Genomic DNA, 15,461 nt, shown 5'->3' with positions numbered 1-15,461 from the left:
CGCCTCCGCCCGCCGCCTCACCCGTGCCAGGACCGCCACAACGCCGCGTACGCACCGTCCGCCGCGACCAGCTCGCCATGGCTGCCGAGTTCGCTGATGCGGCCGTTCTCCACGACGGCGATGACATCCGCGTCGTGGGCGGTGTGCAGCCGGTGGGCGATGGCGACGACGGTGCGGCCGTCGAGGACGCGGGCCAGGGATCGTTCCAGATGGCGGGCCGCACGCGGGTCGAGCAGGGACGTCGCCTCGTCCAGGACCAGCGTGTGCGGATCGGCCAGCACCAGCCGGGCCAGCGCGATCTGCTGGGCCTGGGCCGGGGTGAGCGTGAGCCCGCCCGAGCCGACCTCCGTGTCCAGGCCGTCGTCCAGCGCCCGCGCCCACCCGTCCGCGTCCACCGCGCCCAGCGCCGCCCACAGCTCGGCGTCCGCCGCGCCGGTCCGGGCGAGCAGCAGGTTGTCGCGCAGGGAGCCCACGAAGACGTGGTGCTCCTGGTTGACGAGGGCCACGTGCGAGCGGACCCGCTCGGCCGGCATCCGGGAGAGTTCGGCGCCGCCGAGGGTGATGTGGCCGGCCCGGGGCGCGTAGATGCCGGCGAGCAGTCTGCCCAGCGTGGACTTGCCCGCGCCCGACGGTCCGACCAGCGCCAGCCGGGTGCCGGGCGCGACCTCCAGGGACACCTTGCGCAGGACGTCCACGCCCTCGCGGTAGCCGAAGTGCACCCGGTCCGCGTGCACGTCACGGCCGTCCGGGGCCAGCGAATCCTCACCGGCCTCCGGCTCGATGTCGCGCACGCCGACGAGGCGGGCCAGCGACACCTGGGCCACCTGGAGCTCGTCGTACCAGCGCAGGATCAGGTTCACCGGGTCCACGAGCATCTGGGCGATGAGCGCGCCCGTGGTCAGCTGGCCGATCCCGATCCAGCCGTGCAGGACGAACACGCCGCCGATCATCAGGACCGAGGCGAGCACCGTCACATGGGTGAGGTTGATGACGGGGAAGAGCACGGACCGCAGCCACAGCGTGTAGCGCTCCCAGGCCGTCCACTCCTGGACCCGGCGCTCCGACAGTTCGACGCGGCGGGCGCCGAGGCGCTGGGCCTCGACGGTGCGCCCGGCGTCGACCGTCTCGGCGAGGGCGGCGGCCACGGCGGCGTACCCCGCGGCCTCCGAGCGGTAGCCGGACGGTGCCCGCTTGAAGTACCAGCGGCAGCCGATCACCAACAGCGGCACGGCGATCAGCACGGCCGGTGCCAGCGGCGGCACCGTGACGACGAGCCCGCCGATCAGCAGCACCACCCACACCACACCGATCGAAAGCTGCGGCACGGCCTCGCGCATCGCGTTGGCCAGCCGGTCGACGTCCGTCGTGATCCGGGACAGCAGGTCGCCCGTGCCCGCCCGCTCCAGGACGCCCGGCGGCAGCCCGACCGACCGCACAAGGAAGTCCTCGCGCAGGTCGGCCAGCATCCGCTCGCCGAGCATCGCCCCGCGCAGCCGCACCTCGCGCACGAACACGGCTTGGACGACCAGCGCGACAACGAACACCGTGACGGTGAACGGCATATGGAGCTCCCGCGCACCGTCCGACACCCGCTGCACGAGGTCGCCGAGCAGCCACGGGCCGACCAACGAGGCGATCACGGACACCGTGTTGACCGTGATCAGGACCAGGAAGGCACGACGGTGCCGTCGGAACAGTTCGGCCACGTAGGCGCGTACGGTCGCGGGGGCGCCGACGGGCAAGGTGTTCGCCGTAGTCGGGGCCGCCGGGTCGTAGGCCGGTGGCGCCACGCCGATCATGCTGTCTCCTCGATCTCTTCCAGTTCCTTCAGTACGCCGGTCAAGGCGGCCTCTTCCTCGGTCTCCCGGGTCACCACCGCCCGGTACCGGGGCTCGGCGTGCACCAGGTCGCGGTGGACGCCGACCGCCGCGACCTCGCCCTCGTGCACCAGCACGACCCGGTCCGCGTGGTCCAGGAGCAGCGGCGACGAGGTGAACACCACCGTCGTCCGCCCCTCCCGCAGTCCGCGCAGTCCCTCCGCGATCCGCGCCTCGGTGTGCGAGTCGACGGCCGAGGTCGGCTCGTCCAGGACGAGCACCTCGGGGTCGGTGATCAGCGACCGGGCCAGGGCCAGCCGCTGCCGCTGTCCGCCGGACAGCGACCGACCGCGTTCGGTGATCCGTGTGTCCATCGGATCCGCCGCGTCCAACGACCCCTGGGCGAGCGCCTCCAGGACGTCCCCGCACTGGGCGGCGGCCAGCGCGTCGGCCGCGGTGACATCGCCCGACGCCGGCACGTCGAGCAGCTCGCGCAGCGAACCGGACAGCAGCACCGGGTCCTTGTCCTGGACGAGCACGGCCGCGCGGGCGGTGTCCAGCGGCAGCTCGTCGAGGGGGACACCGCCCAGCAGGACGGACGTGCCCTCCTCGGCGGGGTGCCCGCCCAGCCGTTCGGCGAGCAGGCCCGCCGCGTCCGGGTCGCCGCACACCACGGCGGTGAGTCGACCGGCGGGGGCGAGCAGGCCGGTGGCGGGGTCGTACAGGTCGCCGGCCGGCAGGTGGTCGGCCTCGCGCACGCCGTCGGCGTCGGTGGCCCGTTCCAGCGACAGCACGCGCGCGGCGCGCTTGGCGGACGGGCGCGAGAAGGAGTACGCCATGGCGATCTCGTGAAAGTGCTGGAGCGGGTAGCTCAGGACCATCACCGAGCTGTAGACGGTGACCAGTTCGCCGATGGTGATACGACCCTGGCGGGCCAGGTGGACGCCGTACCAGACGACCGCGATCATCAGCAGGCCCGGCAGCAGGACCTGGATCGCGGCGATCAGGGACCACATGCGGGCACTGCGCACGGCGGCCCGGCGGACCTCCTGGGAGGCGCGGCGGTAGCGGTCGAGGAACAGTTCCTCGCCGCCGATGCCGCGCAGCACGCGCAGTCCGGCGACGGTGTCGGAGGCGAGTTCGGTGGCCCGGCCCGCCTTCTCGCGCTGGACGTCGGCCCGGCGGGTGGCCCGCGGCAGCAGCGGCAGGACCGCCAGCGCCACCACGGGCAGACCGACGGCGACGAGCACACCCAGCGCCGGCTGGTAGACGACCAGGGCGACACAGACCAGCACGGCGGTGAGCGCCGCCGCGGTGAACCGGGAGACGGCCTCCACGAACCAGCCGATCTTCTCGACGTCACCCGTCGACACGGCCACGACCTCGCCGGCCGCGACCCGCCGGGTCAGTGCCGAGCCGAGTTGGGAGGCCTTGCGGGCCAGCAGTTGCTGGACGCGGGCGGCGGCGGTGATCCAGTTGGTGACGGCGGACCGGTGCAGGAAGGTGTCGCCCAGCGCGACGCCGATCCCGCACAGCGCCAACAGCCCGCCCGCCAACGCCAGTCGGGTGCCGGAGCGGTCCACCACGGCCTGCACGGAGAGGCCCACGCAGAACGGCAGTGCGGAGACGGACATGAAGTGCAACAGCCCCCAGGCCAGGGACTTGAACTGTCCGCCCAGCTGATTCCGGCCCAGCCACCACAGGAATCGGGCGCCTGAGCGCGCGTCCGGCGTGCCCGGGTCGGCATAGGGAAGGTCTTGGATCTGCATGACGGATGGGGTCCCAGTTGCTCGTGTCAAGGGGGTGGAAGAGGCCGCGAGCGGCGACAGCAAACCGTGAAAGGTTCGCGTCACTGCGTGGTCGGAGGCAACCGGTTTTTCACGTAGCCCGCACAGAACCGGCATCTTTCCGGTCTGCCCCGTATCTCCCGAACCGCAGACAATCGCCCGGGACGTGCTGCCACCATGAGTCGATGCAATGCGTACGAAGTGTGACGATCGCGGCGACCCTCCTGATGGCCTTGTCCGCGTGCGGCGGCGCGCACCATGCCGGGGGAGAGGGCGCGGGAGCGGAAGGGACGGCGACGGCGACGGCGAGCACGGCGGCGTCGACCCGTGGTCTCCCTGGCGTCGGCGACGGCTTCGGGCGGCGGATCCCCGCGGAAACCCGCCAGGCCGTCGTGGTCTACGGCGACGGCAAGGACTCGCCGGACGCCACTGTCGCCCTCTACACGAAACGCGGCTCCGGCTGGGAACGGACCCGCAGTTGGCCCGCGCACAACGGAAAGAAGGGCTGGACCGTCGACCATCACGAGGGCGACAAGCGCAGCCCCGTAGGCGTGTTCACCCTCACCGACGCGGGCGGCGTGCTGCCCGACCCCGGCGCCCGCCTCCTGTACACGCGCAACGCCGCCTTCGCCGCCCCGCGCTGGTGGGCCGAGTCGCACTGGCACGACTTCGACTACGTCATCGCCATCGACTACAACCGCGTCAAGGGCACCCCGCCCAACGACCCGACCCGCCCCGACGGCGAGGTCAAGGGCGGCAGTATCTGGTTGCACATGGACCACGGCAGCGGTACGTCGGGCTGCGTCAGTCTGTCGAAGGCGGCGATGGAGTACCTGCTGCGCACGCTCGACCCGGACCGGCATCCGGTGGTGGTGATGGGGGACAAGGCCGACCTGAAGGACTAGGCCCTCCCCGTCAGCCCCCGTCAGCCCCCGTCAGCCCCCGTCAGCCCCCGTCACCCCGCCGATGCCCGTCGCCTACGCCGAGTCCGTCCAGGCCTGTCCCGCCCGGCCGTAACTGTCGCCGGCACTCGGCGAGTTGTCCTCAGCGCTCCCCGTCCCCGGTGACTGCTGCCCCGCCGTCTGCGTGTCCTGTGCCGCGGCGAGCGGGGTCAGATGCCCCGCGGCGTTGTCCAGTAGCCCGAGGTCGGCCTTGGTGTGCGCGATGGCGGCGTCGATCAGCAGGGCGACCAGTGGCTCGTCGGCGTGGGCGCGGCGTTGGTGTGTCAGGCCCGCGAGTTCGGACAGGTAGGTCTGCCGCTGCGTCTCGATCAGCGTGGCCAGGGCCTCCGGGCCGAGGGCGACCGCGCCGAGGAGCTTCAGGAAGAGCTCGTCGCGGAAGCCGCCGGTACGCACCCATGCCGTGGTCGCCCACGTGTGCACCTCGTCGGCGCCGGACGGCGTGAGCGTGTACAGGTTCTTGTCCGGCCGGTCGGCCTGCGCGACCTGCGAGCGCGTGACGTAACCGTCTCGGACCAGCCGTTCGAGGATCTGGTAGAGGTGCCCGATGTTCAGGCCTCCCCACTGCGGGCCGATGGCCTCCTCGAACCGGACCTTGAGTTCGTAACCGTGGCTCGGGCGCCGGGTCAGCAGCGCGAGCACGGCGTGGTGAAGCGGCATGTACCTCCCTCCTGCATTGTGACAATGTGCATTGTGACAACATACCCTTGAATTGCCACAATCTACGAGGGGCGGGGCGGCTTCCATGGCTGTGAGCGTGGCGTTGCGAGGGGTGAGCCGGCGGTATCCGGGGCTGACCGCCCTGGACGCGGTCGATCTGGAGGTCGCCGCCGGCGAGGCGGTGATGCTGACCGGGCCCTCGGGCGCGGGCAAGTCCACGGTGCTGCACGTGACCGGCGGAATGGACCAGCCCGACGAGGGCACCGTGGAGATCGACGGGACGGAGCTGCAGCCCAAGGGTCTCGACGCGCACCGCCGGCGCATCGGGTTCGTCTTCCAGCGCTTCCACCTGCTGCCCGCGCTGACCGTGCTGGACAACGTGCTGGCGCCGGTGTTGCCCCGCAGGGTCGACTTCGACCGGCGCGAGCGCGGCATGGAGCTGCTGGAGGCGGTCGGCCTGGCGGCACGTGCCGACGCCCTGCCGGCGGAGTTGTCGGGCGGCCAGCAGCAACGCGTCGCCGTGGCACGCGCGTTGATCAACCGGCCAGGACTGCTGCTGGCCGACGAGCCGACGGGCAACCTGGACAGCGTCATCGGGCGGGAGATCATCGACCTGCTGATGTCGTTGCGTGAGCGGTACGGGATGACGATGCTGATCGCGACCCACGACTCCGAGGTCGCCGCGAACGGCGACCGGGTGGTGCGCCTCCAGGACGGCAGGATCACCTCGGACGTGCGGATCACCGCGTCCGGCGACGTGCTGGACCGGCTGGGGGGCCTGCGCCCGTGATAGCGATGATCCTCGGGCAGCTCCGCCGACGACGCGGGCGCGCGTTGGCCCTGGCGGCCGGGATCCTGGTGGCGGCCACCAGTTTCACCCTGCTGACCTCGACGGTGGACACGAGCCAGGCGACCACCGTGGGCACCGTACGCAAGAACGCGCGGTCCGCGTACGACGTCCTGGTCCGGCCCGCGGGCGCGCGGACGGACGTCGAGCAGGAGAGCGGTCTGGTCGCACCGAACTTCTTGTCCGGCACGTTCGGTGGCATCACCATGGCGCAGTACCGGCACATCCGGGGCCTGAGCGGGGTCGACGTGGCGGCGCCGGTCGCCAACATCGGCTACCTGATGGTGCACACCACCGTCTCCGTGGACGTGTCCCGCTTCCTCGACGGCAAGGCGTCCCGGCAGATCCTCCGCCTCGCCCCGACCCTGACCGCGGGCCTGGGCACCTACCGCGCCGCCGACCAGTACGTCTACCTCACCCGCAGCCCCATCACGTGTGGTACGGCGTACGGCGACACGTTCGGGTCGGACACTCTGGAAAAGGGCCGGATCGAGAAGAGCACCCGGCGTTACGTGATGGACGGGAAGTACGACGTGTGCTTCTACTTCAACGGCGACAAGACCGAAGCGACGAATTGGAGTCTCGATCTGCCGATGATGTCGAGCATCATCGGCGAGGACCTCAGCGACAAGTCGGCGTTCGACCCCGGCCTGCACTCGCGGATGAACTGCCAGTCGGGCCAGGGCAAGGCCACCATCGACATCCCGGTCGCCTATCCGGTCCTGCTGTCCGCCGTCGACCCGGTGGCCGAGGACCGACTGGTGGGCCTGGGTGACACGCTCGCCTCGGGACGGATGCTCACCGAGAAGGACAGACCGCACACCACTCCGCCCTCCAAGGCGACGGGCGGGGAGCCGGAGACGCTCGTCCCGGTGATGCTCAGCAGCCGACCGCTGACCGAGGGCAAGCTCGACGCCACCGTCGAACGCCTCGACATCGGCGACCCGGCGACGCTGCCCTCCAGACTGGGCAACCCGACCGCCGCCGGCTACGTCGACGGACTGCGGGGCACACCCGTGGGCAAGGTCGGCGTCGACCTGAGCGAGGGCTACCGGAAAGCGGTGCCCAGATACGGCGTCGACACCCAGGAGTACTGGACGGTCGGCCCGGTGACCTACCGCCGTACGCCCGACGGTGAACTCGCCGTCCGACCGCAGCCTCGGCAGAAACCCGACCTGTGGGTGACCAACATCAACCAGCAGCCGGTGCCGGACGTCCCTGAGGAGAACAAGGGAACCCAGTACCGGAAGGTGACCGGCCACCCCTCGACCTTCTGCGGTCACCTGGGGGTGTGTGACCAGCAGGACTACGGACGGCTGACGTTTCCGTACATCCGCGTGGTCGGCCGCTACGACACCGACAAGCTGCCCGGCTTCTCGCCCCTGTCGGACACCTCGCTGGAGACCTATCAGGCCCCGGAGGTCACCGGCGCGGACAGCGCCACCCGCGAGCTGCTCGACGACAAGCCGCTCCAGCCCGACCGCAACCTGGGCGGATACCTCAGCGCGGCGCCCACCATGCTGACCACGCTGGACTCCATCACCACGCTCACCAAGAGCCGCCGTACACCCGGCCTCCAGGACCGGGCGCCGGTCAGCGCGATCAGGATCCGGGTGGCCGGAGTGACCGGCGTCGACGCCGCCTCGCGCGCCAGGGTCAATGCCGTGGCCGGCGCGATCCGTACCGCCTACCCCAAGCTCGAGGTCGACGTCACGATCGGCAGCTCGCCCACCCTCCGCACGGTCGCGCTGAGCCCGAAGGCGCACGTCACGGAGCGCTGGGTGGACAAGGGCGTGGCGCTGCGGATCCTCAAGGCGGTCGACACCAAGAGCGCGATCCTCTTCCTGCTGGTCCTGGTGGTCTGCGCACTGTTCCTCGGGCAGGCGGCGCTGGCGTCGGTGCGTTCGCGCCGCACCGAGATCGGCACGCTGCGCTGCGTGGGCTGGAGCGGCGGCGAGGTACTCCGGCTGGTACTGGGCGAGTTGGCGGCCATCGGTCTCGCGGCCGGGGTCGCCGGCGCGCTGCTCGCGTACGGGCTCGGCCGGTTGCTGGGGCAGCCCGACGCCGGTGCCAAATCGCTCCTGGTGCTGCCGGTCGCGCTGCTGCTGGCCACGGCGGCGGGCCTGATCCCGGCCTGGCTCGCCACCCGGCTGGGGCCCATGCAGGCACTGCGGCCCCCGGTGGCAGGGGCCCGTCGCGCCCGTCCGGTGCGCTCGGTGGCCGGCCTCGCCGCGCTCAACCTGCTGCGGGTGCGCGGCCGGACCGTGCTCGGCGCGGCCGGTCTGGCACTCGGGGTGGCCGCCTTCACGGTGCTGCTGGCGCTGACGCTGGCCTTCCAGGGCGAGGTGGCGGGATCGCTGCTCGGCAACGCCGTGGTGGCGCAGGCACGGAACGCCGACTACCTCAGCGTCGCCTTGTCCCTGCTGCTGGGCGCCGCCGGGGCGGTCGACGTCCTGGTGCTCTCGCAACGTGAGCGCGCGGCCGACCTCGCCGTGCTGCGGGCCACCGGCTGGACCAACCGAGAACTGGCCCTGCTGACCCTCTACGAGGGGATCGGACTGGCGCTGCTGGGCGGCCTGTCGGGTGCGGTGGCCGGCCTGGTGGCAGTGCTGGCGCTCGGCCAGGGCGTGCTGCACGGACATCTCGTGGGGATCGTCGGCGCCGCCCTGCTGGCCACGCTCGCGGCGACCGCACTGGTGAGCGCGGCCCTGACGGTGCCCATCAGGAGGCTGTCCCGGATCGCCCCCGCCCATCTGCTGGCCGCCGACTGAGCCTGTCGGCCGTGGAGGCCTCATTGCCAGACGGGGTCAACTCCCCGTAGAACACCGGCCATGAAGAGACGGATCATCATGTCCTTGCTCGCCGGAGCGACCCTCGTGGCGAGCACCCCTCTCGGGGCGGGGCCGGCCCAATCCGCCGAATTCCAGGGCCGGTCCACCGAGGCACGAACCCAACCCGCCGATGTTCCCGCGGAGTTCGGCACCGACTGGCACGACCCGGTCACCGCGGCCCCGCCCATCAAGAAGCCCTCGGGGCGGTCCTGCCAAGTCACCCTCGCCGAGGCGCAGTTCCGCGACTTCACCCCCTACCGGGGCACGTACACCCCGCCCGCCGGTTGCGGCGACCGCTGGAGCAAGGTGGTGCTGCGCCTCGACGGCAAGGTCGCGGGACGGCAGTACGACCGGCTCGGCTACGTGCACGTCGGCGGCGTCGAGATACTCCGCACGTCGACCCCCGAACCCTCGCCCGACGGCATCAAGTGGTCCGTCGAGAAGGACGTCACGCGCTACAGCGACACCTTCCGCCACGCCCAGGACGTCGAGATGCTCATCGGGAACGTCGTCGACGACACGTACACCGGCGTCCTCGACGTGAAGGTCACGCTCACCTTCTACGCGGGCCGCCCCGCCACGACCCCCGACAAGGTCATCACCCTCGGCGAAGACAACACCCTCACCACGCCGCGCAACAGCGAACGCATCCTCGCCGAGGTGTACGCCACCGGATCGGGCGGCGGCTGCGAGGAGTTCTGGTACCTCAGCGTGCCCGACTCCGCCCCCTACTCCTGCCAGGCCGACGGCGGCCCCTACCGCGAGGTGCAGATCAAGGTCGACGGACAACTCGCCGGAATCGCCGCGCCGTTCCCGACCGTCTGGACCGGCGGCTGGTCAAATCCCTTCCTCTGGTACGTCGTTCCTGGGCCGCGCGCCTTCGACGTCAAGCCGATCGAATACGACCTGACGCCCTACGCCGGTCTCCTCAACGACGGCCGCCCGCACCGCGTCGAGGTCTCCGTCGTCGGCGTACCGGAAGGGCAGAGCGGCTGGAGCACGCCCGTCAACGTCCTCGTCTGGCAGGACGCGAAGCGCGCACACGTCACCGGCAAGGTCACCACGCACGAGGTCGGTGACCTCGCCAACTCCTCGACGTACACGCCCGGTTCACCGCATCGCGTGGACACCGAGGGCGGCCACCGGCTGACCGTCGCCGGTTATCTCGACACCTCGCACGGCCGCGTCACGACCACCGTCCGGCGAACCCTCGCCAACACCTCCACGCACCACTGGACCGACGGCGAGAACGTCGACGGCCTCGACGCCACCTGGACCGACGACGAGTCGGTCACCGTCGACGGACGCGGACCGGCCCGCACGACGCACACGCAACGGACGTACACGATGAACGGCTCGACCACCGTCGGCGACGACGCCCGGCTGCGCACCGTGCTGACCCTGGGTGACCGCGCCTCGGTGACCGAGTCGCGCGGCGGCCGGCGTACCGCGTGGTCGCGGCTCGACGACACCTACACCGGCGACGCCACGTACACGACGGTCGTGCCCCGTGACCAGCGGCACGCGGTCGGCACGACGAGCGAGCGCTACCGGTTGTACGGATCCGAGGGCTGCTACGACCGTTCGCTGACCACCGTGCAGGGGGTGCTCACGGAGGAACGCGACCGCTGCTGAGGGCAGTTGTGTGCGACGCGTCACACGGGACGTGATTTACGTATCCGCAACACGGAGGTTTCCGGCGGGATCAACAAAACCCTGAAGGTGATCGTCACGGAAGCCGCTTTCCGTATCGCAGAAGTCGCCCCGGACTTCTGCGGCAGACGTCCCCCACAAGGAGTGCCCGTGCCGCCGTCCGTCCCGTCTCTGCCGCGACGCGTCGCACGCATATTGCGTACCTCTCTTTTCGCGCAGGTCGCCTGCGCGCTCGTGCTCGGCATCGTCGTCGGCAAGCTGTGGCCCGATGTGGCCACGGATCTCCAGCCGCTCGGCGACGGCTTCACCCGGCTCATCAAGACGATCATCTCGCCGCTGGTGTTCTGTGTGGTCGTCGTCGGCATCGCCAAGGCCGGCGACCTGAAGGCGTTCGGGCGGATCGGGCTCAAGGCCCTGATCTGGTTCGAGGTCGCGAGCACGCTCGCCCTGATCATCGGGCTGGTCGCCGCCAACGTCGTCCAGCCCGGCTCGGGGATGCACGTCGATCCGTCGACGCTCGACGCCTCGGCCGTGGATGCGAAGACGGGCGGCGGCTCGCTGCCCTCGACGACCGAGTTCGTCCTGAACGCGCTGCCCACCAGTTTCATCGGCGCGTTCGCCGAGAACTCCCTGCTCCAAGTCCTCATCCTGGCCTGTCTGGTGGGCGCCGCCCTGCTCCACCTCGGCCGGACCAAGGTGCCGCAGGTGCTGCCCGCCATCGAGCAGGCCCAGGAGATCATCTTCGCGATCGTCGGCTTCGTGATGCGCCTCGCCCCGATCGCCGTGTTCGGCGCGATGGCCGTCCTGATCGGCCAGTACGGCCTCGGCGTGATCGAGACCTACGCCAAGCTGATCATCCTGTGCTACGCAGCCGCCGCGGTGTTCGTCGTGCTGCTCGGTGTCGCCCTGCGCATGGTCACCGGGCTCAGCCTCTGGAAGTTCCTGCGCTACATCCGCGAGGAGATGCTGCTCGCGCTCGGCACCGCGTCCACCGAGGCCGTCCTGCCGCGTGTGATGCAGAAGCTGCGCAAGGCCGGCGCCCGCGACGACGCCGTGGGCCTGGTGTTGCCCACCGGCTACTCCTTCAACCTCGACGGCGCCTCGCTCTACCTCTCCATCGGCACGCTGTTCATCGCGCAGGCCGTGGGCGTCGACCTCAGCCTGAGCGACCAGATCACCGTCGTCCTGGTGCTGATGCTGACCAGTAAGGGCATGGCGGGCATCCCCGGCTCCGCCTTCCTCGCCCTGTCCGCGACCGCCTCCTCGCTGGGCGCCATCCCGGCCGGCGCGGTCGCCCTGCTGCTCGGCGTGGACCGCATCATGGACTCGATGCGCGTCGTCACGAACCTGCTCGGCAACTGCGTCGCCGTCTTCGCGGTGTCCCGCTGGGAGGGGGCGCTGGATCTGGAACGGGCGAAGAAGGTGCTGGACGGCGAGATTGTGGTCGTAGCCGAAGAGCCCCGAGGGGAAGCGGAGAAGGCGGAGGGAGCGGTCGAGGTTCCTGCCCAGGCCGTCAAGGAGGCTGCCCCCGAGGTCGGCTGATCCCACCCGGACACCGAATCGGGCCGTGTGCCGCAGCTCCAGTCGTACGGAGCGTCGGCACACGGCCCGATTCGCGTTGCTCAGCAGGCGTGCCCGTGTTTCTCGTGGGCGCCGGACGCCCCGTCCGGCATGGACCCGTCCAGCAGCGTGTCCAGCAGCGTGCCGAACACCTCGCGCTGCTCGCCCGTGAGTGGCCCCAGGATCTCCTCGGCCGCCGACCTGCGGGACGTGTGCAAGCCGCGCAGCGCCTTGCGTCCGTCGTCCGTGAGCTCGATGCGGATCACCCGGCGGTTGGTCGGATCGGGTACCCGGCGCACTTTGCCGTTCGCCTCAAGTCCGTCGACCAGCGTCGTCACGGCCCGGGGAACCACCTCCAGGCGCTCGGCGAGATCCGCCATGCGTGGTGGCGAGCCCCAGTGCGACAGCGTGCGCAGCAGACGGGACTGAGCGGGGGTGACGCCAAGTCCCGCCAGCTCGATGTGCCGCTTCTGGATGCGGTGCACACGGCGGGTGAACCGCAGCAACTGCTCGGCGAGCAGGCCGTCGGAATCGGGGGTGTTCATGCGGGAACAATATCAGGATGAAGTTCATTGTGAGCATAGGTAACAATGAGCTAAGCTCCCTCAGTCCGCACCACCTCACCCTCCGTAGGAGCCATGCCCCGAGACGACATCAACTGGACCCCAGGCCCCGGCACCTCGACCGACGAACCCCGGCAGGTGCGCCGTATCCTCCGACTCTTCAAGCCCTACCGAGCCCGGCTCGCCGTGGTCGGCGTGCTGGTCGGTGCCGCGTCCGTGGTCACCGTGGCCACCCCGTTCCTGCTCAAGGAAACGCTGGACGTGGCCATCCCCCAGGGCCGCACCGGGCTGCTCAGCCTGCTCGCCCTGGGCATGATCCTGAGCGCCGTCCTCACCAGCGTCTTCGGCGTGCTGCAGACCCTCATCTCCACGACGGTCGGCCAGCGCGTCATGCACGACCTGCGCACCGCGGTCTACGGCCGCTTGCAGCGCATGTCGCTCGCCTTCTTCACCCGCACCCGCACCGGCGAGGTGCAGTCCCGCATCGCCAACGACATCGGCGGTATGCAGGCCACGGTGACCTCCACGGCCACGTCCCTGGTCTCCAACCTGACCAGCGTGGTCGCCACGATCATCGCGATGGTCGCCCTCGACTGGCGCCTGACCGCCGTCTCCCTGGTCCTGCTTCCGGCCTTCGTGTGGATCAGCCGCCGCGTCGGCAACGAACGCAAGAAGATCACCACCCAGCGCCAGAAGCAGATGGCGGCGATGGCCGCGACCGTCACCGAGTCCCTGTCGGTCAGCGGCATCCTGCTCGGCCGCACGATGGGCCGCTCGGACTCGCTGACACACGCCTTCTCGGAGGAGTCCGAGGGCCTGGTCGACCTCGAAGTCCGCTCGAACATGGCCGGTCGCTGGCGCATGGCCGTCATCACGATCGTCATGGCCGCGATGCCGGCGGTCATCTACTGGACCGCGGGTCTCGCCCTGCAGTCGGGCGGCCCCGACATCTCCATCGGCACCATCGTCGCCTTCGTCTCGCTCCAGCAGGGCCTGTTCCGCCCGGCCGTGAGTCTGCTGGCGACCGGCGTCCAGATCCAGACCTCGCTCGCGCTCTTCCAGCGCATCTTCGAGTACCTCGACCTGCCGATCGACATCACCGAGCGCGAGAACCCGGTCCACCTCGACCGCGTCAAGGGCGAGGTCGCCTTCGAGGACGTCGAGTTCCGCTACGACGACAAGGGCGCCCCGATCCTCGACGCCATCGACATCACGGTCCCCGCGGGCAGCAGCCTCGCGGTCGTCGGCCCGACCGGCGCCGGAAAGTCGACGCTCGGCTATCTCGTCCCGCGGCTGTACGACGTGACGGGCGGCCGGGTCACCCTCGACGGGGTCGATGTCCGCGACCTCGACTTCGACACCCTCGCGCGCGCGGTCGGCGTCGTCTCCCAGGAGACGTACCTCTTCCACGCGACGGTCGCCGACAACCTGCGCTTCGCCAAGCCGGAGGCCACCGACGAGGAGCTGTACGCGGCGGCCCGGGCGGCCCAGATCCACGAGCACATAGCGGGCCTGCCCGACGGGTACGACACCGTCGTCGGCGAGCGCGGCCACCGGTTCTCCGGCGGCGAGAAGCAGCGCCTGGCCATCGCCCGCACGATCCTGCGCGACCCGCCGGTGCTGATCCTCGACGAGGCGACCAGCGCCCTGGACACCCGCACCGAGCATGCCGTGCAGGAGGCCATCGACGCGCTGTCGGCCAACCGCACGACGCTCACCATCGCGCACCGCCTGTCCACCGTCCGCGACGCCGACCAGATCGTGGTCCTCGACTCCGGGCACGTGGCCGAGCGGGGCACGCACGAGGAGCTGCTCGAACGGGACGGGCGGTACGCGGCCCTCGTACGCCGGGATGCCCAACTGGAACCGACAAGCTGAAAATATGCCGGGTTTGTGACGATATGCGGGTTAACGTGCCCGCATGTACCAGAACACTCCGCCTCGGAGAACGATTCGACTGACGCGCAGGGGCCGGCTCGCCCTCATCGCGACCGGTGCCGTCGTGGCCGGCACCGCCGTGGCGGTGCCGCTCCTGAGCCTGGACAGCGAGGGGGAGTCCAAGCCCACCTCGCTGGTCATCCCGGAGGGCTGGCGCGCAGGCCAGATCTACGACGCCGTCGACAAGGTCCTCGCCCTGCCGCCGGGCAGCGCCAAGAAGTCGCTGGCGAAGGCGAACCTGAAGCTGCCGAACGACGCCGAGGGCAACCCCGAGGGCTACCTCTTCCCGGCGACGTATCCACTGGCCGAGAAGGCGACCCCCGAGTCGCTGCTGTCGTACATGGTCGACACGGCCAACAAGAAGTTCAACGGGGCGCCCGTCGCCGCGGGCGCCCAGCGCAACTCGATGAACGTCTACCAGGCGGTGACGATCGCGAGCATCGTCCAGGCGGAGGCGGCCACGAAGGCGGACATGGGCAAGGTGGCCCGGGTCGTCTTCAACCGGCTGGAGCGCGGGATGCCGCTGCAGATGGACTCCACGCTCAACTACGCCCTGAACCGCTCGACGTTGCGTACGACCGCCGACGACACGCGGATCGACAACCCCTACAACTCGTACATGCGCATGGGCCTGCCGCCCACGCCGATCGACAATCCGGGTGAGGACGCCATGCGCGCCGCGATCACCCCGACCCCGGGCGACTGGCTGTACTTCGTCACGGTCAAGCCCGGCGACACCCGCTTCACCGCCGACTTCGCGGAGCACCAGCGCAACGTCGCGGAGTTCAACGCCCAGCAGAAGGACGGGGCGAGCACGCAGCCCAAGCCGACGAAGTGACCGGGCGG

The 15,461-nt window shown here is 70.6% G+C and carries 11 protein-coding genes; 7 read left to right on the top strand and 4 right to left on the bottom strand.

The genetic code is table 11. The annotated features are described in order from the left end of the window. Positions 1-17: 17 nt before the first annotated feature. Together M2283_RS26550 and M2283_RS26545 are read right to left on the bottom strand one after the other, a co-directional pair. The gene (locus tag M2283_RS26550; protein ID WP_280878888.1) at positions 18-1,799 is read right to left on the bottom strand and encodes an ABC transporter ATP-binding protein; all 1,782 of its coding nucleotides are present in this window, start codon (positions 1,797-1,799) and stop codon (positions 18-20) included. Continuing rightward, a complete protein-coding gene (locus M2283_RS26545) occupies positions 1,796-3,586 on the bottom strand; it encodes an ABC transporter ATP-binding protein (protein WP_280878887.1) in 1,791 nt (596 codons plus the stop codon). Before M2283_RS26545 ends, M2283_RS26550 begins: the two co-directional genes overlap by 4 nt. A gap of 203 nt (positions 3,587-3,789) precedes the next feature. On the opposite strand from M2283_RS26545, the gene M2283_RS26540 reads away from it, so the two are divergent. Further along, complete coding sequence (locus M2283_RS26540; protein WP_280878886.1) at positions 3,790-4,509, top strand: L,D-transpeptidase family protein; 720 nt, start codon at positions 3,790-3,792, stop codon at positions 4,507-4,509. 72 nt (positions 4,510-4,581) lie between these two features. On the opposite strand, the gene M2283_RS26535 is transcribed toward M2283_RS26540, so the two are convergent. Then, positions 4,582-5,223, bottom strand: a complete 642-nt coding sequence (locus tag M2283_RS26535; RefSeq protein ID WP_280878885.1) for a PadR family transcriptional regulator — start codon at positions 5,221-5,223, stop codon at positions 4,582-4,584. 85 nt (positions 5,224-5,308) lie between these two features. Between M2283_RS26535 and M2283_RS26530 the strand changes: the two genes are divergently transcribed. The 4 genes from M2283_RS26530 (at position 5,309) to M2283_RS26515 (ending at position 12,096) form a co-directional block, all read left to right on the top strand. Continuing rightward, the gene (locus M2283_RS26530; RefSeq protein WP_280878884.1) at positions 5,309-6,013 is read left to right on the top strand and encodes an ABC transporter ATP-binding protein; all 705 of its coding nucleotides are present in this window, start codon (positions 5,309-5,311) and stop codon (positions 6,011-6,013) included. Between the two features lie 5 nt (positions 6,014-6,018). Next, a complete protein-coding gene (locus tag M2283_RS26525; RefSeq protein WP_280879087.1) occupies positions 6,019-8,841 on the top strand; it encodes an FtsX-like permease family protein in 2,823 nt (940 codons plus the stop codon). Between the two features lie 60 nt (positions 8,842-8,901). Further along, complete coding sequence (locus tag M2283_RS26520; protein ID WP_280878883.1) at positions 8,902-10,536, top strand: peptide-N4-asparagine amidase; 1,635 nt, start codon at positions 8,902-8,904, stop codon at positions 10,534-10,536. Between the two features lie 168 nt (positions 10,537-10,704). Further along, complete coding sequence (locus M2283_RS26515) at positions 10,705-12,096, top strand: cation:dicarboxylate symporter family transporter (RefSeq protein WP_280878882.1); 1,392 nt, start codon at positions 10,705-10,707, stop codon at positions 12,094-12,096. Positions 12,097-12,176: 80 nt separating this feature from the next. On the opposite strand, the gene M2283_RS26510 is transcribed toward M2283_RS26515, so the two are convergent. Beyond that, positions 12,177-12,659 (bottom strand): MarR family winged helix-turn-helix transcriptional regulator, encoded by a 483-nt coding sequence (locus M2283_RS26510; protein ID WP_280878881.1) that lies wholly within the window; start codon positions 12,657-12,659, stop codon positions 12,177-12,179. Between the two features lie 93 nt (positions 12,660-12,752). On the opposite strand from M2283_RS26510, the gene M2283_RS26505 reads away from it, so the two are divergent. Both M2283_RS26505 and mltG read left to right on the top strand, forming a co-directional pair. After that, positions 12,753-14,555 carry an ABC transporter ATP-binding protein gene (locus M2283_RS26505; protein ID WP_280878880.1) on the top strand — a complete coding sequence of 601 codons (1,803 nt, stop codon included), beginning with the start codon at positions 12,753-12,755 and terminating at the stop codon, positions 14,553-14,555. 43 nt (positions 14,556-14,598) lie between these two features. Next, positions 14,599-15,453, top strand: a complete 855-nt coding sequence (gene mltG, locus M2283_RS26500; protein ID WP_280878879.1) for an endolytic transglycosylase MltG — start codon at positions 14,599-14,601, stop codon at positions 15,451-15,453. Positions 15,454-15,461 lie beyond the last annotated feature (8 nt).

The organism is Streptomyces pseudovenezuelae (assembly GCF_029892565.1).
Lineage (GTDB): Bacteria > Actinomycetota > Actinomycetes > Streptomycetales > Streptomycetaceae > Streptomyces > Streptomyces pseudovenezuelae_A.
Note: the sequence above shows the minus strand (reverse complement) of the source record. Positions and strands in the feature narration are given on the sequence as shown.